Source organism: candidate division KSB1 bacterium, assembly GCA_034506255.1.
GTDB classification, from domain to species: Bacteria; Zhuqueibacterota; Zhuqueibacteria; order Zhuqueibacterales; family Zhuqueibacteraceae; genus Coneutiohabitans; species Coneutiohabitans thermophilus.
Window position 1 is genome coordinate 16,644 of the sequence record JAPDPX010000005.1, and the last position, 18,542, is coordinate 35,185.

General features: G+C 60.2%; 15 protein-coding genes. 14 read left to right on the forward strand and 1 reads right to left on the reverse strand.

Annotation, left to right across the window (positions count from 1 at the left end; translation table 11 throughout):
* Nucleotides 1–6 precede the first annotated feature (6 nt).
* The 14 genes from ONB52_10950 to ONB52_11015 all read left to right on the forward strand — a co-directional run bounded on the left by ONB52_10950 (nt 7) and on the right by ONB52_11015 (nt 17,669).
* Nucleotides 7–1,200, forward strand: a complete 1,194-nt coding sequence (locus tag ONB52_10950) for a thiolase family protein (GenBank protein ID MDZ7416655.1) — start codon at nt 7–9, stop codon at nt 1,198–1,200.
* Between the two features lie 339 nt (nt 1,201–1,539).
* Entirely contained in the window at nt 1,540–2,394 is an 855-nt protein-coding gene (locus ONB52_10955; protein ID MDZ7416656.1) for a 3-hydroxybutyryl-CoA dehydrogenase, read from the forward strand.
* Between the two features lie 116 nt (nt 2,395–2,510).
* Nucleotides 2,511–3,650, forward strand: coding sequence for an acyl-CoA dehydrogenase (locus ONB52_10960; protein MDZ7416657.1), 1,140 nt, complete (start codon nt 2,511–2,513; stop codon nt 3,648–3,650).
* A gap of 107 nt (nt 3,651–3,757) precedes the next feature.
* The gene (gene nusB, locus ONB52_10965) at nt 3,758–4,237 is read left to right on the forward strand and encodes a transcription antitermination factor NusB (GenBank protein ID MDZ7416658.1); all 480 of its coding nucleotides are present in this window, start codon (nt 3,758–3,760) and stop codon (nt 4,235–4,237) included.
* A 148-nt stretch (nt 4,238–4,385) separates the two neighbouring features.
* Nucleotides 4,386–7,559, forward strand: a complete 3,174-nt coding sequence (gene secA, locus ONB52_10970) for a preprotein translocase subunit SecA (GenBank protein ID MDZ7416659.1) — start codon at nt 4,386–4,388, stop codon at nt 7,557–7,559.
* A gap of 197 nt (nt 7,560–7,756) precedes the next feature.
* Nucleotides 7,757–8,224 (forward strand): DUF494 domain-containing protein, encoded by a 468-nt coding sequence (locus ONB52_10975; protein MDZ7416660.1) that lies wholly within the window; start codon nt 7,757–7,759, stop codon nt 8,222–8,224.
* Between the two features lie 241 nt (nt 8,225–8,465).
* Nucleotides 8,466–10,718, forward strand: a complete 2,253-nt coding sequence (topA, locus tag ONB52_10980; GenBank protein ID MDZ7416661.1) for a type I DNA topoisomerase — start codon at nt 8,466–8,468, stop codon at nt 10,716–10,718.
* On the forward strand, nt 10,684–11,649 hold the full coding sequence (locus tag ONB52_10985; protein MDZ7416662.1) for a tyrosine recombinase XerC: 966 nt from the start codon (nt 10,684–10,686) through the stop codon (nt 11,647–11,649). The genes topA and ONB52_10985 overlap by 35 nt, the downstream gene beginning before the upstream one ends.
* Nucleotides 11,650–11,854: 205 nt before the next feature.
* Nucleotides 11,855–12,193: a ribosome-associated translation inhibitor RaiA gene (gene raiA / locus ONB52_10990; GenBank protein MDZ7416663.1), complete on the forward strand. Its 339-nt coding sequence runs from the start codon at nt 11,855–11,857 to the stop codon at nt 12,191–12,193.
* 129 nt (nt 12,194–12,322) lie between these two features.
* Nucleotides 12,323–13,303, forward strand: coding sequence for an HPr(Ser) kinase/phosphatase (hprK, locus tag ONB52_10995; GenBank protein ID MDZ7416664.1), 981 nt, complete (start codon nt 12,323–12,325; stop codon nt 13,301–13,303).
* 574 nt (nt 13,304–13,877) lie between these two features.
* A complete protein-coding gene (locus ONB52_11000; GenBank protein MDZ7416665.1) occupies nt 13,878–14,483 on the forward strand; it encodes a DUF4398 domain-containing protein in 606 nt (201 codons plus the stop codon).
* A gap of 202 nt (nt 14,484–14,685) precedes the next feature.
* Nucleotides 14,686–15,819 carry a L,D-transpeptidase family protein gene (locus ONB52_11005; protein MDZ7416666.1) on the forward strand — a complete coding sequence of 378 codons (1,134 nt, stop codon included), beginning with the start codon at nt 14,686–14,688 and terminating at the stop codon, nt 15,817–15,819.
* A gap of 104 nt (nt 15,820–15,923) precedes the next feature.
* Complete coding sequence (locus tag ONB52_11010) at nt 15,924–16,769, forward strand: L,D-transpeptidase (GenBank protein ID MDZ7416667.1); 846 nt, start codon at nt 15,924–15,926, stop codon at nt 16,767–16,769.
* 27 nt (nt 16,770–16,796) lie between these two features.
* Nucleotides 16,797–17,669: a hypothetical protein gene (locus ONB52_11015; protein MDZ7416668.1), complete on the forward strand. Its 873-nt coding sequence runs from the start codon at nt 16,797–16,799 to the stop codon at nt 17,667–17,669.
* 19 nt (nt 17,670–17,688) lie between these two features.
* On the opposite strand, the gene ONB52_11020 is transcribed toward ONB52_11015, so the two are convergent.
* Entirely contained in the window at nt 17,689–18,528 is an 840-nt protein-coding gene (locus ONB52_11020; protein ID MDZ7416669.1) for a polysaccharide deacetylase family protein, read from the reverse strand.
* Nucleotides 18,529–18,542 lie beyond the last annotated feature (14 nt).

Consider the following 18,542-nt stretch of genomic DNA (forward strand, 5'->3'; position numbering starts at 1 on the left):
TGGCCCATGTCAACCCCTTTTCGTGAAGTGGTGATCGCCGGCGCCTGCCGCACCCCGATCGGTGCGTTTCAGGGCGCACTGGCGCCGTTGACCGCCACCGAGCTGGGTGCGCTGGTGGTGAAGGAGGCGGTGCAGCGCGCCGGACTCGATCCCAAGCAGGTTGATGAAGTGATCATGGGATGCGTGTTGCCGGCCGGTGTGGGTCAGGCACCGGCGCGGCAGGCGGCGATCAAAGCGGGCCTGCCGGTGGAAGTGACGTGCATGACGATCAACAAAGTGTGCGGTTCCGGTTTGAAGGCGGTGATGCTGGCAGCGCAGGCGATCATGGTCGGCGAGGCCGACATCGTGGTGGCGGGCGGCATGGAGAGTATGAGCAATGCGCCCTATCTGCTCAGCAAGGCGCGCGACGGCTACCGCCTGGGCCACGGGGAGTTGATCGACAGCATGATCAAGGACGGTTTGTGGGATGTCTACAACAATTTTCACATGGGTAATGCCGCCGAGTTGTGCGCACGGGAATGCCACATCCCGCGCGCCAGGCAGGATGAATTCGCCATGACGAGTTACCGGCGTGCGCAAGCAGCGCAGGCCAATGGTTTGTTCCGCAGGGAAATCGTGGCCGTGCCGCTGCCGCAAAAAAAAGGCGATCCCGTTTTAATCAGCGAGGATGAAGAGCCGCCCAAGGCCAACTTCGAGAAGATGGCGGCCCTGCGCCCGGCCTTCGACAAGGAAGGCACTGTCACCGCGGCGAATGCCTCGAAGATCAATGACGGCGCAGCCGCAGTGGTGGTGATGGCCAAAGACGTGGCAGACAGGCTGGGAGTGAAGGCCCAGGCAAAGCTGCTCGGTCAAGCAGCCGCCGCCAAAAAACCGGAATGGTTCACCACCGCGCCGGTGGATGCCATCAACAGGCTGCTGAAAAAATCTGGCTTCACACTGCCGCAGGTCGATCTCTTCGAGATCAACGAGGCCTTTGCGGTGGTGGCACTGGCGGCGCAGCAGCAGCTCGGCATTCCCATGGAGAAACTCAACGTGCACGGTGGCGCGGTGGCGCTCGGCCATCCCATCGGCGCCAGCGGCTGCCGCATTCTGGTCACCCTGATTCATGCGCTGCAGGAGTACAAAAAAAGATACGGCCTGGCTGCGATTTGCATCGGTGGCGGCGAGGCGGTTGCAGTGCTGGTGGAAAATGCGGCTTGAAATCTGTCATCGCGGCGCGCTGGCAAGACCCTGGCCGCGGGGCAAAAGTGCGGGGAGGCGTGACTGAAAGAGATGTCCGAAATCACTCGCAACAGGCAGACTGCCGGGCAACGGGGAGGCGGTGTCGTACCGCGCCCCATGACGACATCGGTGCAACGCCTCGAGCAAGGACTGCAGGCGCATGCGGGATTGCCGCAGCCGCGTGTTGGATGGTAACCCCGGCCCGGGCCGTGCAAGCGGCACAGCGTTGGAACGCAAGGGTCACCGCCACACCGCGATGCAGCATGCTGTGAAAATGAACGGTTTTGTTGCGGTCATTGCCTGCGGGAGGAGAGACGAATGCCTCACATTGGTGTCATTGGTGCCGGCACGATGGGCAGCGGCATTGCCCATGTATTCGCACAATTCGGCCACAGCGTCACCCTGGTGGATGTGAAACAGGAGCTGCTCACGCGTGCGCTCGCCACCATCAAAAGCAATCTCGACCGGCAGGTCAAAAAGGGCGGCCTGACACCGGAGGAAGCGGCGGCGGCGCTCGCCCGCATCACGCCCGCGCTCAGCCTGCAGAGCCTGGTTAATTGCGAACTGGTCGTCGAAGCCGCGACGGAAGAGGCGGCTCTCAAAAAGAAAATCTTTGCAGAAATCGACACGCTGTGTCCGGCGGCCACCATTTTGGCGAGCAATACTTCCTCCATTTCCATCACCGAGCTGGCCGCCGCGACCCGGCGCCCGGAAAAAGTCATCGGCATGCACTTCTTCAACCCCGTGCCGGTGATGAAACTGGTGGAGGTCATCCGCGGCCTGGCGACCAGCGAAGAGACCTTCACGACCATCATGCAGTTGAGTGAGCAGCTCGGCAAGACACCGGTGGCGGTGAATGATTTTCCCGGCTTTGTTTCCAACCGCGTGCTCATGCCGATGATCAATGAGGCCATTTATTGCGTGATGGAGGGGGTGGCCGAGCCGGCCGCCATCGACCGGGTGATGCAACTCGGCATGAATCATCCCATGGGGCCGCTCACCCTGGCCGATTTCATCGGGCTGGATGTTTGCCTGCACATCATGACGGTTTTGCACACGCAACTTGGCGATGACAAATATCGCCCGTGTCCGTTGTTGCGCAAAATGGTCGCGGCGGGGCATCTGGGAAGAAAGACAGGCAGGGGATTCTACGCCTATCCGCCCGCCGCATGATCCGGCCGCTGCACTCGCATGGCGGGTGAGGCCCGCGCCGTGAGGCAATGCTGCCGGCGCAGGCGGGTCGCCCGTCAGGCATTATTCAACCATCTCGCGAGAGGAGAGCCGTTCCAATGGATTTCAATTTGACAGATGAACACCAGCATATTCGCGCCGAAATTCGCCGTTTCGCCGAGCAGGAACTGGCGCCGGATGCGGCCGAGCGCGATGCTTTGGAGAAATTTCCGCACCGCCAGATCCGGGAGCTGGGACGGCTCGGCTATCTGGGCATGACCACGTCGGTGCAATATGGCGGGCAGGGCAGCGACATGATCGCGTATGCAATCGTGATTGAGGAATTGTCGCGCGTCGATGCTTCCGCCGGCGTGATCGTGTCAGTCAACAACTCGCTGGTCTGCTATGGTCTCGAGAAATTCGGCAGCGAGGCTTTGAAACAAAAATACCTAATGCCGCTGGCGCGCGGCGAGCGGCTGGGCGCCTACTGTCTGTCGGAACCCGGCACTGGCAGCGATGCCGGCAATCTGCAGACCACTGCCGAACGGCGGGGCAATCACTACCTGATCAACGGCACCAAAAATTTCATCACCAACGGTGTCCATGCCGACAACTTCATCGTGTTCGCCACTCTGGACAAGGCCGCCGGCCACAAGGGTGTGAGCGCTTTCCTGGTGGAGAAGGGGATGCCGGGTTTTTCCGTTGGCAAGAAGGAGAAGAAACTCGGCATTCGCAGCAGCGACACCGCGATGTTGAATTTCGACAACGTGCCGGTGCCGGCGGAAAATCTGATTGGCGCCGAGCGCCAGGGGTTTCACATCGCCATGGCGATTTTGGATTGTGGCCGCATCGGCATTGCGGCGCAGGCGGTGGGGATCGCGCAGGGCGCGCTGGAGGCCGCGGTGAAATATGCCAAAGAGCGCGTGCAGTTCGGCCGGCCGCTGGCGGATTTCCAGGCGATTCAATTCATGCTGGCGGAGATGGCCACCGCGGTGGAGGCGGCGCGCCTGCTGGTCTATCGCGCTGCCAGCCTGAAAGATCACGGCCGGGATTTTTCCGCTGCCGCGGCACAGGCCAAGCTGTTTGCCTCCCAGGTGGCGGTGGAGTGCGGCGTGAAGGCCGTGCAAATTTACGGCGGCGCCGGTTATCTGAAGGATTATCCCGTCGAGCGCATCATGCGCGACGCCCGCATCACCGAAATTTATGAGGGAACCTCCGAGATCCAGAAGCTGGTGATCGCACGCCACCTGCTGAAATAATGATTTGCTCTGACGCCGGACTTCCTTATATTGCGTCCGTGGCAAGAAATCGTCGGGAACAGTGTGGTACCCTAGGTTGATCAGTCCTATCATTCTTTGTCATTTGTATGTCACCCTTGAGTGATCGGCGCCGGGCGCGCGAGCTGACCCTGCAGGCCTGCTATGCGCATGAATTGTCGGAAAACGAGCCGGCGACCATTGTCGCCGACGTTATCTTGAGCAAGACGGAAGCCGCACCGGTGTTGACCTTTGCCGAAGATCTCTTTCGGCGGACCGTCGAGCACAAGGATGAGTTCGACCAGCTCATCAAGGAGAAAGCGGTGAATTGGGAGTTCAACCGCATCGCGATTTTGGACAAGCTGATCCTGCGCATGGCCATCTGCGAGTTTCTCTACTTCGAAGACATCCCTCCCAAAGTGTCCATCGACGAGGCGATCGAGATCGCCAAAAAATTCAGCACCGAAAAAAGCGGGCGGTTTGTCAACGGCATTCTCGATGCGGTCTTGATTGATTTGCGCAAAGCGGGGCGGCTGCGCAAGAAAGGCCGCGGTTTGAACGACGGTCCGAAGCGGGACCACAGCCGTTGACCGCACCTCCGCACGGGCGGGGGCAGTCGCGCCGGCCTGAGCGCCGGCGGCTCTTACCGGATGGCCGGCAGGGACAATCATCATGGCGTGCTTTTGCCACGGCAGGCAAAAGCACATTTTGCAAGTCAGAATCAGAGAGTCAGTGGGCATGAATCTCCTCACCAAATTGTTTGGCAATAAACACGAGCGGGACATCAAACGGCTGCAGCCGATCGTTGCCGAAATCAACCGCATTTATGCCACCTTGCACGATCTCAGCGATGACGCGCTGCGCGCCAAAACGCAGGCCTTTCGCCAGCGCCTCCAGGAGGCGACACAGGAGGTTGCGGCCGAAATCGCACAATTGCAGGCTTTGTTGCGCGGCGAGGACTCTCCCGCCGCCAATGGCAAAGAAGGCGCCAGCGAGCACGGTTACCGCACCATGGAGGAAATCCGTGACCGGCTGGCCGAGGCCGAGGAGGAGGAACGCGAGCTGCTGCGGGAAACGCTCGACGAGCTTTTGCCCGAGGCCTATGCGGTGGTGAAGGAAACCTGCCGCCGGTTGTGCGGCAAAAGCTGGAAAGTGGTCGGGCAGGAAACCGAATGGAACATGGTGCCGTTCGACGTGCAGCTCATCGGCGGCATCGTGCTGCATCAGGGCAAGATCGCCGAGATGGCCACCGGCGAAGGCAAGACGCTGGTCGCCACCATGCCGCTTTACCTCAACGCGCTGGCGGGCAAGGGGGTTCATTTGGTGACCGTCAACGACTATCTCGCGCAGCGCGATTGTGAATGGATGGGGGAAATTTTCAAGTTTCTCGGCCTGAAAGCGGCCTACATCACCAACCAAATGAACGCGCCGCAGCGCCAGGAGGCCTACCGTGCCGACATCACCTACGGCACCAACAACGAATTCGGCTTCGATTATCTGCGCGACAACATGGCGATCCGGCCGGAGGATCAGGTGCAGCGCGGCCATTACTTTGCCATCGTCGATGAAGTCGATTCCGTTCTGATCGACGAAGCGCGCACGCCCCTGATCATTTCCGGCCAGGTGGAGCACGCCGGCAACGAACAGTATGCCGCGATGAAACCGCGCGTCGAGCGGCTGGTGCAGGCGCAAAATCAGCTCGTCACGCAACTGGTGAGCGAGGCGGAAAAGTTGCTGGCCACGGGCGACAAGAAAGATGAGTATGAGGCCGGCATCCGGCTGTTGCGCGCGGAACGCGGCGCGCCCAAGAACAAGCGTTTCATGAAAGCGCTGCAGGAAACCGGGGTCAAGAAGCTCATCCGGCAGGTGGAAAGCGATTTCCTGCGCGACAAGCGCATGCACGAGATCGATGAAGAGTTGTTTTATGCCATCGACGAGAAGCAGCACACCATCGATCTCACCGAAAAGGGCCGGGAGTTTCTGTCGCCCAACGAGCCGGAGATGTTCGTACTCCCCGATCTGGGCGAGCGCATTCACGAGATCAACCAGCGGGAAGATCTCACCGTGGCACAGAAGGAGGAAGCCAAGGCGAAACTGCAGGAGGAATACGCCACCAAAAGCGAGCGTGTGCACAGCATCTCGCAACTGCTGCGCGCCTATTCGCTCTACGAGCGCGACGTCGAGTATGTGGTCAACGACGGCAAGGTGATCATCGTCGATGAATTCACCGGCCGCCTGATGCCCGGCCGGCGTTATTCCGACGGGCTGCACCAGGCCATCGAGGCCAAGGAGGGGGTGCGCGTCGGCGAGGAGACCCAGACACTCGCGACCATCACCCTGCAGAATTACTTCCGCATGTACCACAAGCTCGCCGGCATGACCGGCACGGCGGAAACCGAGGCCGCCGAGTTCTACGAAATCTACAAGCTCGACGTCGTCGTCATTCCGACGAATGAGCGCGTCCGCCGCATCGACTATGAGGACCAGATCTACAAAACGCGGCGGGAGAAATACAATGCGGTGATCAACGAAATTGCCGAGCTGTATGCCAAACGGCGGCCGGTGCTGGTGGGCACCATCAGCGTCGAAGTCTCCGAGACCCTGTCGCGCATGCTCAAACGCCGCGGCATTCCCCATCAGGTGCTGAATGCCAAGTATCACGAGCAGGAGGCGAACATCGTCAAGCGCGCCGGAGAGCCGGGGGCGGTGACCATTGCGACCAACATGGCCGGCCGCGGCACCGACATCAAGCTGGGGCGCGGCGTGGTCGCCCACCCCAATTGCGCGCTGGTGCAGCCCAAGCCGAATCAGGAGCCCTGCCCGCTTCTGGCGGAGTACAAATGCCATGAAAACGTGCCGTGCGGCCTGCACATCATCGGCACGGAGCGGCACGAATCGCGGCGCATCGACCGCCAGTTGCGCGGGCGTTCCGGCCGCCAGGGTGATCCGGGGTCGTCGCGCTTCTACCTCTCGCTGGAAGACGATCTCATGCGCCTGTTCGGCTCCGAACGCATTGCCGCCGTCATGGATCGCCTGGGGGTGCAGGAGGGCGAGGTGATCACCCACCGTATGGTGACCCGCTCGATCGAGCGTGCGCAAAAGCGTGTGGAAGCCCACAACTTCTCCATCCGCAAACATCTGCTCGAGTATGACGATGTCATGAACCAGCAGCGCGAGGTGGTGTATGACCGCCGCGGCAATGCCCTGCGCGGCGAAAACCTGCGCGAAGAAATTCTCGACATCATCCGCTCGTATGTGTCCGACAAGGTGGCGCTTTATGCCACCGGCGATCACGCCGAGGATTGGGACTGGGAGAGCCTGCAAAATGCGATGCAGAAGACCTTTCTGACCGCGATCCCCGCGGAGCTGCGCAGCCAGCCGGGTTTGGGACGCGAGGAGCTCGGCGCGGCGCTCACCCGTCTCGCAGTCGAGGCCTACGAACGCAAAGAGGCCATGCTGACGCCCAAGTTGATGCGCCAGCTCGAGCGCTTCGCCATGTTGCGTGCCATTGATGAGAAGTGGCGCGAACATCTCTACGAAATGGATCAACTGAAAGAGGGCATCGGCTTGCGTGCCTATGGACAGAAGGACCCCTTGATTGAGTACAAGAGCGAGGGTTTCCGCATGTTCAAGGAGATGCTGGCCGCTATTGATGAGCAGGTGTTGGAATTCATCATCAAAGCGCAGGTGGCGGAACCGCCGCCGCTGCGGCGGCGTATGCCTCCGCGGATGACCACGGTGCATCATGCCACCGAGGGGATGGGTTTTGCTTCGCGTGCCGGCACACCGCCGGCCGCACAGGCGGCGGGCAAGCCGCAACCGATCGTGGTCGAGCAAAAAGTTGGGCGGAATGATCCCTGTCCCTGTGGCAGCGGCAAGAAATACAAAAAATGCCATGGCGCCCAGGTGTGAGGCATGAGGGCAGTGAGGGTGGCGGACAGGTTTGCCGGATGGGGGAGGCAGGGCGGGGGCGCAGGCCGGGGGGCATGAGGTGCGTCAACTGTTTAATATTCGCTAACAAAACTTAAAACCTCTTGCTTTTCGGGATTTTTTTCTTAGATTGCGGCCAACTTTTGAAAAACAGTGAGGGGGTCTGGAGGCAGATTCGCATGAACGAACGTGTCGTCGAGATTTTGGTCTATATCATGTCCGAAATCCGCGGCAAAAAATCCAATCCTGAGCGCCTCGAGTTGATTTCTCGCGATCTCCTTCAGCGCGGGTATTCACCATCCGAAATCAGTTTCGCCTTCTCCTGGCTGTTCGAGCGCTACTCCGGCGAAAGCGAAGAGCTGTTGTATACCGCCAGCACCACCCGCCCGGGCGCCGTCCGCATTCTCCACGAAGCCGAACGTGCGGTCCTTTCCACGGAAGCCTATGGTTACTTGCTGCAGCTTAAGCAACTGCGGCTGTTGAGCGACCTGGAGCTCGAGCAGGTCATTGAGCGGGCTTTGATGACGGGCGCCGCGACCATCACACTGGCGGACATCAAAACCCTCGTGGCAGGTCACTGGTTCAACGCGGAGGGTTCCCATGACAGGGCAATGGTTTGGTTCGAAGACAAGCCGGTCATTCATTGATTGCCACAAGCGGACTGGCGACTGCCGGTCCAACCCATCTGTTCCGCATTTCTCCCGGCCGGCCGGCAACACGATCGTGTCATGGCCGGCTTCCCGGCGCTCGCCCTTGTTGCACACGCCCATGGCCACCCTCCTGTTTTAACCCCAGAGCCTGTCGCTTTCGCACGACTCTCGACCAGCGGAGGGAGTTGCAGTCTTTTTTTTCATGGCAATCGCTCATCAGTCTGTCGCAAGGTTTATCATGGCAAAAGCATTGGTCATTGTCGAATCGGTAGCCAAAACCAAGACCATTGGGAAATTTCTCGGCAAGGACTATACGGTCAAATCCTCCGTCGGGCACATCAAGGATCTGCCCAAACAACGCCTGGCGGTGGCCGTGGAGGACAGTTTCGAGCCGGAGTACATCACCATTCGGGGCAAGGGCAAGATTTTGACCGAGCTGCGCAAGGCCGCGGCGGAGGTGGACAAGGTTTTCATTGCCACTGATCCCGATCGTGAAGGCGAGGCGATTGCGCGCCATCTGGCCGACGAAATCACGACGCGCAACGAGAACGTGCTGCGCGTGCGTTTCAACGAGATTACCGAACGGGCGGTGAAGGAAGCGCTGCAGTCACCGCTGCCGATCGATGACCATTTGGTGGATGCGCAAAAGGCGCGGCGGGTGATGGACCGGCTGGTGGGCTATCAGGTCAGCCCGATCCTGTGGCGCACGATTTATCGCGGCCTGAGCGCGGGCCGGGTGCAGTCCGTGGCGCTCCGTCTCATCTGCGAGCGGGAGGATGCCATCGAGCAATTTGTTCCGGAGGAATACTGGACGATGGCGGCGGAACTGAAGGGCCGGAAAACCGCGCCCTTTCTCGCCAATCTCGTCAAGATCGACGGGCAGAAACCGGAGCTGCACAGCGAGCGCGAGGCGCAGGCCATCGCGGCCGAGTTGCACCAGCAGGAGTTCAAAGTCACCGACTTGCGCAAGAAGAAAATCAGCCGGCAACCGGCGCCGCCCTTCACCACCAGCACCATGCAGCAGGAAGCTGCGAAACGGCTGGGCTACACCGCCAAACGCATCATGATGATTGCGCAGCAACTCTATGAGGGCATTGAACTCGGCGAGGCGGGCAGCGTGGGGTTGATCACCTACATGCGCACCGACTCGATTCGCGTGGCCGACGAGGCGGTGCAGGCGGCACGCGAGCTGATCGCGCGCGATTACGGATTGGAATATTTGCCCAAGACCCCGCCCAAGTACAAGGCCAAGTCGGGGGCGCAGGATGCCCATGAAGCCATCCGCCCGACCGCGATGCAATATGCCCCCAGGGCCATCAAAAAATACCTGACCGAGGAACAATACCGGCTGTATGAGTTGATCTGGCAGCGTTTCCTGGCCAGCCAGATGGAAGCCGCAGTTTATGAGCAGACCGCCATCGACATCACCGCCGGCCGTTTTTTGCTGCGGGTTGCCGGTTCCACCATTGTGTTTCGCGGTTTCCTGCAGGCGTTTGATGATTTCAAAGAGGAAGAGGATGAAAACGGGGAAAACGCCAGTGTGCCCACCGAACTCACCGTGGGAGAGCTGCTGACGCTGCTCGACCTGCATCCCGAGCAGCATTTTACCAAACCGCCCGCGCGTTACAGCGAGAGCAGCCTGATCAAGGAGCTGGACGCCCTGGGCATCGGCCGGCCGAGCACATATGCCATGATCATCAGCACGCTGACGGCGCGCAAATACGTGGAGAAGCAGGGCCGCCAGCTCACGCCCACCGAATTGGGCCGCACGGTGAACCGCATCCTGGTCCGGCAGTTTCCCAAAATCTTCAATGTCGAGTTCACCGCGTTCATGGAGGGCGAGCTCGACAAGATCGAAAGCGGCAAGAAGGATTTTCTGGAGGTGGTGCAGGAATTCTACCAGCCTTTCAGCCGCGCCGTGCAGGAAGCGGAAGAACGCAAAGACGACATCAAGGACGAGTTGCAGGAAACCACCGAGGAACGCTGCCCGAAATGCGAACGCCCCCTGATCATCCGGTGGGGCCGCAACGGCCGTTTCGTGGCGTGCAGCGGTTATCCGGATTGCAAATTCACGCGCCCGCTCGACAGCCAGGAGGTTGCCACCGGCGAGACCTGTGAAAACTGCGGCCGGGAGATGGTGGTCAAAGTGGGCCGCTATGGTCGCTTCCTCGCCTGTAGTGGCTACCCCGATTGCAAGACTGCCAAGCCTTACCCCATCGGCATGGCGTGCCCCCAGGAGGGCTGCACCGGCCAAGTGGTTGAACGCCGTTCCAAGCGCGGCCGGACATTTTATGGTTGCAGCCGCTATCCCGAGTGTGACTTTGTCACCTGGAACAAGCCGGTGAAAAACCCCTGTCCGGCATGCGGCAATCCCTACACCGAAGAGCGTTACACCCAGGCAAAAGGGCTGCACATTCGTTGCCCCAAATGCAAGCACGAACTGGAATCAGCGCCGGATGAAGACTACTTCGAGCCTGCCACCGGCGGCTGACAGCTTTGCCGGCTGGCTGGAGAGATTTCTGCAGTACCTGCGCGCCGAACGCCGGGCGGCGCCGCGCACCCTGGAAACCCGCGCACAAGACCTGCGGCAATTCGGCGAATTCCTGCACCGTCTGCAGGCCGGTATCGTGGTCAGCCGCGCCACCGTGCGGCAATATCTGAGTTCGCTGTCAGCCGCGGGCCTGGCGCCTGCCACCATCAACCGCAAGCTGGTGAGTGTCAGGCTGCTTTTCGGCTTTCTGGTGCGGGAGGGCGTTTTGCCGCACAACCCCACTGCCAATCTCGTGTCCTTGAAAAAACCGCGGCGCCTGCCGCGCATTCTGTCCGCGGCAACCTTGCTGCAGGCCCTGCGGCTGCCGAATCTCACCACCCCACAGGGGGTGCGCGACCGCGCGATTTTGGAGATGTTTTATGGCACCGGACTGCGGCGCCAGGAGCTGGTCGATCTCAACATTACCGCGCTGGATTTCGCCAATCAGCAGATCCGGGTGTTCGGCAAGCGTGGCAGGGAGCGGGTGTTGCCCATGGGGCGTGCCCTGCGGCTGGCGCTGCTGGAATGGCTGCGCGTGCGTGCGGCCATGGATGAGCCCAAGGACAGGGAGGCGCTGTTTCTCGATGCCCGCGGCCGCCGCATGTCAGCCGGCCAGGTTTACCACACGGTGCGGCATTACCTCACGCAGGTGACAGGCCGCGACAAGGCGCATCCCCACGTCTTGCGCCACAGCTTCGCGACGCATCTTTTGGATGCCGGCGCGGACTTGATGGCGGTGAAGGAATTGCTGGGGCATTCCAGCTTGAGCACCACGCAAATCTACACCCATGTGACGGCCGAGCGGTTGAAACAGGTTTATCAAATGGCGCATCCGCGCGCCGAGCTTGCCGAACCGGAAAATCCCGACTCACGGCCGGAGCCCACACCGTGAGGGCTGTACAACTCTTTGCCTGAAGCACTCGTCTAAGAGGCCAGAACCAACTTGCTCAACTAGTAGATAGAAAGGAGGCCTTTTCCGCGTCAGACTTCGTGAAGTTCCTGCCTGCACTCACCCCAACGGGATGACAGGACAGTGCATTCAATCCACGTTTGGAGGTCGTTTTTCTCCACGAACCCCAACTCTCAAGGAGGTTGCAATGAAACTCCACATCACGGCCCGCCATTTCACCGCGCCCGAGCCCCTCAAGGCGTTCACCCGACAGGAAGTTGCACGGCTGGAGAAATACTATGACGGCATCATCGAAGGAGAGGTGATTCTCTCGTGGGAAAAGCAAACGCAGGTGGCGGAGGTTCTGCTCAAGGTGTATGGGCAAACACTGGCAGCGACGGAGAAAAGTGAGAACATCCGCAAGTCGATCACGCTGGCCGTGGACAAGTTGGAACGGCAACTGAAGAAATACAAGGAACGCTTGCATAAACGCAGCAACAGCAAGGCGGAACGGGAATTCCTGGAGAGACGCGTTGCCGCCATGTAGCAGAGAGGGAATTTCACCGGGCTGCCCGGCCACCAAGCCGGGCAGCTTGGTATCGGGCCAGTCGGCGGTGACCGCCGGCCGCAGAGCAACAGTCCTCAAACGAGTGATGCGAGCAGCAGGAGTCCTCTGATGGAAAACCTCACTGTCGGAACCTTGTACAATGAAACCCATTCGCGCCTGGCGCTGGAGATTGTCAACGGCACCTACAGTTTCCGGCGCATCATAAAAGACGCCGATTTGCACCGGCCCGGTTTGGCGCTCTCCGGTTTCACCAAAGTGTTCACCTATGACCGCGTGCAGATTCTGGGCAACACGGAACTGCGCTATCTCGATGAACTCACGCCGCACGAACGGTTGAAGGCGCTCAAGCCGGTGCTGAATTTCGACATCCCCTGTCTGATCATCACCGACAACAATACCCCCCACCACGAACTGGTGGAGCTGGCCAACAAGCGCGGCATCACCATCTTTCGAACACATTTCAAAACCACCAAGCTGACTCATCTGTTGGGCGAATACCTCGATGAAAAATTCGCGCCCAAAATCACGGTGCACGGCTCGCTGGTGGATGTCTATGGCGTGGGCGTGTTGTTCACCGGGCGCAGCGGGATCGGCAAGAGTGAAATCGCGCTGGATCTGGTGGAGCGCGGGCACCGGCTGGTGGCCGACGATGTTGTGCAAATCAGCCGCAAAGCCGCGGGGATTTTAATCGGCCAGGGCACCGAGCTGCTGCAGCACCACATGGAAATCCGCGGCCTGGGCATCATCGACGTACGCAGCCTTTTCGGCATCCGCTCGATTCGTGCACAAAAACGTGTCGAAGTCGAAGTTCACCTCGAGGAATGGGACAGCAGGGAAGATTACGACCGCATCGGCATCGATGAGCAACGCACCACCATTCTCGAGGTCGAAATTCCCTATGTCAAACTGCCCATCTTTCCGGGCAAGAACATTACGGTGATTGCTGAAGTCATTGCTTTGAACCAGTTGCTGAAGATCGCGGGCTATCACATGGCGCGCGAATTCAATGAAAAGCTGGTGCGCAAGATTCAGGAGCGCACGGAGGATCATCTCGAGTTGGAAAAATATCTGCAGCGGGATTTTGAATGAGGGGGCTCCGGCCTGCCTGTGAACGGCACGCCAACGCGCCAAATCTCAGCGCCGCATCTCTCAAGATTTCAAACAGTTGCGCCATCCGTTTCCGTCCGGCCAATCACATCATACTCCCGACGTGCAGTGCCCAAACGTGTTTTGCCACCGTCGTCATGCCACTTGCTTTTTAATTTTCTTTTGTTTAGATTCAGCGCCAATTTGATGAGCCGCCAAGCTGTTGTCCGGAGTAGTGAGGAAAAAGACGCAGCAGAAGAGTTTGCGCATTGCACTTCAACCTCCCCCATTCTCGATGGTCGCTTCATCAAGCGACGACTCTTCCATAGGATGACCCGTAATCGCTGTATCTTCTCGAACGAGACAACCATTCTTCAGCTCACCTGAGGACAGCACCGGCGCGCGGGGTGGGAACACCGGCATGGCAGGGCGGGATCGCAGGGAGACTGCGAGAATGATGGTTTGCCCGGTCGTGATCGAGGGTCACGAACTGCGCCGGCTTGGCGAACGCGGGAGGTTTGTCAGTTGGATCCATGAGTTTCTCCCACATTTCATTAACTTTTAGGAGGTATTTTTTATGAAGGCCAAGACGCTGTTGAGTTCTCTCGGCATTGTGGTTCTGATGTTCGTGGTGGGATGCAAAGAGGCACCCCAACAATTGCTGGCAGACGCTGATGCGGCCATGCAGGCGGCCCAAACCGCAGAAGCGAACCGCTATGCGACCGACTTGTTCAATGCCGCGAAAGATTCGCTGAGTGCCGCCCAAGCTGAGGTGGAACAACAGAATTCCAAGTTCGCGCTGCTGCGCAATTATGATCGTGCCACCGCCCTGCTGAACTCTGCAATCGCTGCCTTCAAGTCCGCCTCGGATGCGGCAGCCGCCAACAAGGAAAAAGTGCGCGCCGAAGCCGATACGCTGATCGCGCAGCTGACCCCGAAGATTGAAGCGGCCAAAAAGCTGATGGCCAAGGCCCCCAAGGGCAAAGAAGGCCGTGCCGCGCTGGAGATGATTCAGGCTGACATCACCGCCGTGGAATCCGGCTTGAGCGAAGCCCAAAACGCGATGACCAGCAACGATTATCTCACCGCCCGTGACAAGGCGCAGGCGGCGATGAGCAAGATCAACTCGGTCATCCAGGAGCTGGAAAACGCCATCGGCAAGAAGATGGGTTCACGCAGCTAAGCGACCATCTCTGTCAATTCCCCTTTTCCGCCTCGACCGGTGAAGTGCTGCTCGTGCCAGGTGCGCGAACACACCTCGCTGGCCGAGGTTTTCTGTTTGGAATCGCCTTTCCTTCCCCATGACTTTTGAGATTCTCCGCAGCCACATCGCTGAAACGCTCAGGACGAGGAGCCGGAAAGTGCCAGGATATGTGGTCGAGCTGATGAAGAGAATCAGGCTCCCGCAAGGCCGTGAGCGCGTCATTGCAGGAGCAGCCGTCCTTGCCGTTCTCCTCACCTCACTGATTGTCTGTATTCAATTATATGAGCCGGCACCCTCCCAGGTGTTCGAAGAAGCCTGGCAGGCGGTAAGTGAAGCGCGTCGCCAGGAAGCCGCCCAATATGCCCCCGAGGTTTTCCGGCAGGCGGAAACCTACCTCGAACAAGCCCGCAGCACCTGGCGCGCGGAAAACCGCAAATGGTTTTGGAGCCGGAATTTCAACACCACCGCGCAACTGGCGGAAAGCGCCAAGCTCTGCGGCCGCATCGCCGGCCGGCTGGCGGTGGCGCGCCGGGATTCCCTGGAATTGTTCACCACCTTCGGCATCGCGCGGCTGCAACAAACCGTGGAGGAATTCCGCGCGCAAGCCCGGCGCATTCCAGTCAACAAAACGCTCTGGCAGAAATTCGTGGCCAGCGAACTGATGGTGTTGGAAAGTCAGTTTGCCCACTGGCGCCGCGACTATCTCACCGCCAAGGCCAAACTGGAAGAAGCGGAACCGCTGGTGAATGGGGCGTGGAGCACCACCAAGGCCTCCCTGGAAAACTATTTGCGCCAGGTGCCGGTGTGGAGGCGGTGGGCCGACGAGACCATCGCCTGGTCGGCGGCGAGCGACAGTGTCGCCATCGTGGTTGACAAGATGGCGCACAAATGCTACCTCTACAAGGGGGGAAAACTGCTCGCCGAGTATCCGGTTGAGTTGGGCCCGCGATGGCTCGGCCACAAACGCCAGCGCGGGGACAACGCCACGCCCGAAGGCCGCTATCGCATCATCAAAAAGAAAACCAACCGCGAAACCATTTATTACAAGGCGCTCCAGATCAACTATCCCAACAGCGAAGACCAACAGAAATTTCTGGAAGCCCGCCAGCGCGGCGAATTGCCGCGCCATGCCACCATCGGCGGCTTGATCGAAATTCACGGCCATGGCGGCAAGGGCGCAAACTGGACCGCCGGCTGCGTGGCGCTGGAGAATGCCTACATGGACGAGCTTTATGAACTCACCCACATCGGTACGCCGGTCACCATTGTTGGGTCGCTCAAAGGGCTGCCCGCGAATGGCAATGCGCTGCACTGAAATTTCGCCATTTGCGATGCGGCCGGCCGCGGTGATCACACATGCGCAGCACAGGACTTCGGTACACACTGCGCCGACTTGCCTCTCATCCCCGGGTGCATGCCATGCTGACGCCTGAACAAACCTCGCAGACCGCGGCGGGCGCGAACAATCGTCCGCCGGCTGCCGCCTCGACACCCCTGCCGGAGGCCACGCCACAGCCGGTGTCACCTGCTGCGCCGGAGGCCGCAGCGCCTGCTGCCAGCCCCCAGCCGGCCGCGGCCCGCACGCCACCGCCCGCGCGCTGGCGCGTGCGTGCCGCAGTCTTCGGCCTGCTGACGGGAATTCTGCTGGCCCTGCTGATCCTGCTCTTTGCGCCGGTGCTGCGGGAGGGGCTGTTCACGATTTTGCCGGAATCACAATTCGCGCTCGAAACGCGCACCATGGAGCTTGCCCAACTGCAACGTGAAGTGCAGCTGGCTGACAAGCGCGTGGCCAGCCTGCAGCGCCGCCTGGAAGCCCTGGTGCCGCGCCAGCCTTACTTGATTGTCAATTCCTCCGGCAATCGCATTTATGTGATGTCCGGCAAAAAAGTGCTGCATCAAGGCATCTGCTCCACCGGCAGCTACGTGCTGTTGAAGGCGCAGGACGACCGGCAGTGGATTTTTTCCACGCCGCGCGGCATGTTTCGCATTCAGGGCAAGGTCAAAAATCCCGTCTGGCGCATGCCGGACTGGGCCTTCATCGAAGAGGGGCGGCCGGTGCCGCCGCCCAATTCGCCCGAGCGCTTCGAACGGGGCGTGCTCGGCGATTATGCACTGGCCTTTGGCAACGGTTACCTCATTCACGGCACGCTCTACCAGCGTCTGCTCGGCATGCCGGTCACCCACGGCTGCGTGCGCCTGGGAGATGAAGATCTTCGCATCGTTTATCAACATCTGCAGCTCGGCTCGAAGGTCTTCATTTATTGACAAAATGATGTCGTGAGATGAACGTTCATGTCTAACGCTCTGCACAAGATCACAGCGCTGTTGCGCAAACCCTTCCAGCCATGGCTGCGCCTGCTCGCCGGCAATCGCAGGGCACAGATCATCTTTCTGCTCTTTCTGCTGCCCCTGCCGCTGGCCTTGTTTGTCCTGGCCGTCGCCCTGCCGGTTCGCCAACTGGCTTTCGAAGCCCCGCCGGCAAAATCAGCCGGGGAGGATTCCACCTCTCATCAACATCTCAAGGAACCTGAAGACGAGGCGGAGAAACAGGCGCTGGCGGAGAGGCGCATGGCACTGGCCATCGAGGAAGCTTTCTGGCAGGTGCGGTATCAAATGAGCAAAAGCGATTCCATTGGCCTGGTGGTCAATCTCAGCGACAGCCTGGTCATCCTGGAGGTCAAAGGCGTGCCACTGCGCCAGTGCCGGATCATCCGTTATGATCGCAGTGACGCTCTCGATCACCTGGCAGCCAAGGGCCGCTTGCGCCAATGGCTGGCCAGCCCGTTCATCCTGCAGCGCGAGCTGGCCACCCTGCCCAAAGCGCCGATTCGCATCATCGAAGCACCCAAGGATACGATCGAAGCGGAACAGCGCAAAACCGAAATCCCGATTGAAGACCGCGACGTGCACTTTACCTGGGAATTCGACCGCAATCTTACCGTCGTGGTGGAGCAGGAGCAAACACCATCTTGGGAGGGACGTTTGCAGAAATTGTGGTATGAAACCAAACGCACGTGGAACACCACGGCCGCCACGATCGATTCTCTCACCCGGCGCCGGTTGCCCGAGCATCGCTTCTGGATCGCGCTCGAACTCAATCGCGACGATGCCAAAGCGATCTATCGCGCCCTGCCCAAACATGCCAGCCTGGCGCTGCATCTGTAAACTTTTCGCCCGCCGGCCCTCAAGAGCCGCCTGGCACCTTCGCCTGCCGGCGAACCGGCGGCAGCCATTGCTCCAGCGTTTTGACGATTATGGTGCCATTGGAAAAAAAGCTGATCGCGCGCTGCCGCCAATACTCGCGCCGGGAATCCGGCGGCGCCTGCACGCGGCGCTGCACGCTGCGCAGACTGTCATGCAGATAAACGCCGCGGCGCGGGATCAGCCACAGCGGGGCGGCTTCCGGCTGCGGGCCGCGCCACTGCTGGCAACGTGCCTGCGGGCCGAGCAATGCCACGCTTTCATAGCCCGCCCGTTGCGCCGCACGAAAAACGCGTTCGCTGCCCCGGCCAAACGGCAGCGCGAAATGCCGGATCGGAATTTGCAGACGATCTTCGAGCAAGCGGCGGGAATCCCACAGCTCTTCGAACAAAGCAGCTTCCGGCAGCGCCGGCAGATAAACATGGCGCAGCGAATGGCTGCCGATCTCCCAGCCGCAGGCGAGCAACTCACGCAACTCGCCCCAATCCAGGTGCCGGTTGCGGCGCCCCAAAAAATTCACATCCCAGCGATTCTCGCCGCCGATATAACCCGCCACCGGATAGACCGTCGCCGTAAAGCCGTGGCGCTGCAGCACCGGCAGGGCATGCTTGATCAAGCCACGCAAGCCGTCGTCAAATGTCAACACAATCGTGCGGTGCGGCAGCGCCTCCTCCTGCCGCAAGCAGGCGGAGAGCGAAGCCGTGCGATAGCCCGCTTCCGCCAGCCAGCCCATCTGCCGTTCAAATTGCGCCGCGGTAATCCACGTGACCCCCAGAGTTTTGCGGCCTCCAACTTGATGATAGGCCAGTACGACGGGGAACATCGCCACCTTTCCGT

Coding starts and splice junctions, on each gene's coding strand:
- ONB52_10950 (MDZ7416655.1), top strand. CDS start 7: ATGTCAACCCCTTTTCGTGAAGTGGTGATCGCCGGCGCCTGCCGCACC.
- ONB52_10955 (MDZ7416656.1), top strand. CDS start 1,540: ATGCCTCACATTGGTGTCATTGGTGCCGGCACGATGGGCAGCGGCATT.
- ONB52_10960 (MDZ7416657.1), top strand. CDS start 2,511: ATGGATTTCAATTTGACAGATGAACACCAGCATATTCGCGCCGAAATT.
- nusB (MDZ7416658.1), top strand. CDS start 3,758: ATGTCACCCTTGAGTGATCGGCGCCGGGCGCGCGAGCTGACCCTGCAG.
- secA (MDZ7416659.1), top strand. CDS start 4,386: ATGAATCTCCTCACCAAATTGTTTGGCAATAAACACGAGCGGGACATC.
- ONB52_10975 (MDZ7416660.1), top strand. CDS start 7,757: ATGAACGAACGTGTCGTCGAGATTTTGGTCTATATCATGTCCGAAATC.
- topA (MDZ7416661.1), top strand. CDS start 8,466: ATGGCAAAAGCATTGGTCATTGTCGAATCGGTAGCCAAAACCAAGACC.
- ONB52_10985 (MDZ7416662.1), top strand. CDS start 10,684: ATGAAGACTACTTCGAGCCTGCCACCGGCGGCTGACAGCTTTGCCGGC.
- raiA (MDZ7416663.1), top strand. CDS start 11,855: ATGAAACTCCACATCACGGCCCGCCATTTCACCGCGCCCGAGCCCCTC.
- hprK (MDZ7416664.1), top strand. CDS start 12,323: ATGGAAAACCTCACTGTCGGAACCTTGTACAATGAAACCCATTCGCGC.
- ONB52_11000 (MDZ7416665.1), top strand. CDS start 13,878: ATGAAGGCCAAGACGCTGTTGAGTTCTCTCGGCATTGTGGTTCTGATG.
- ONB52_11005 (MDZ7416666.1), top strand. CDS start 14,686: ATGAAGAGAATCAGGCTCCCGCAAGGCCGTGAGCGCGTCATTGCAGGA.
- ONB52_11010 (MDZ7416667.1), top strand. CDS start 15,924: ATGCTGACGCCTGAACAAACCTCGCAGACCGCGGCGGGCGCGAACAAT.
- ONB52_11015 (MDZ7416668.1), top strand. CDS start 16,797: ATGTCTAACGCTCTGCACAAGATCACAGCGCTGTTGCGCAAACCCTTC.
- ONB52_11020 (MDZ7416669.1), bottom strand. CDS start 18,528: ATGTTCCCCGTCGTACTGGCCTATCATCAAGTTGGAGGCCGCAAAACT.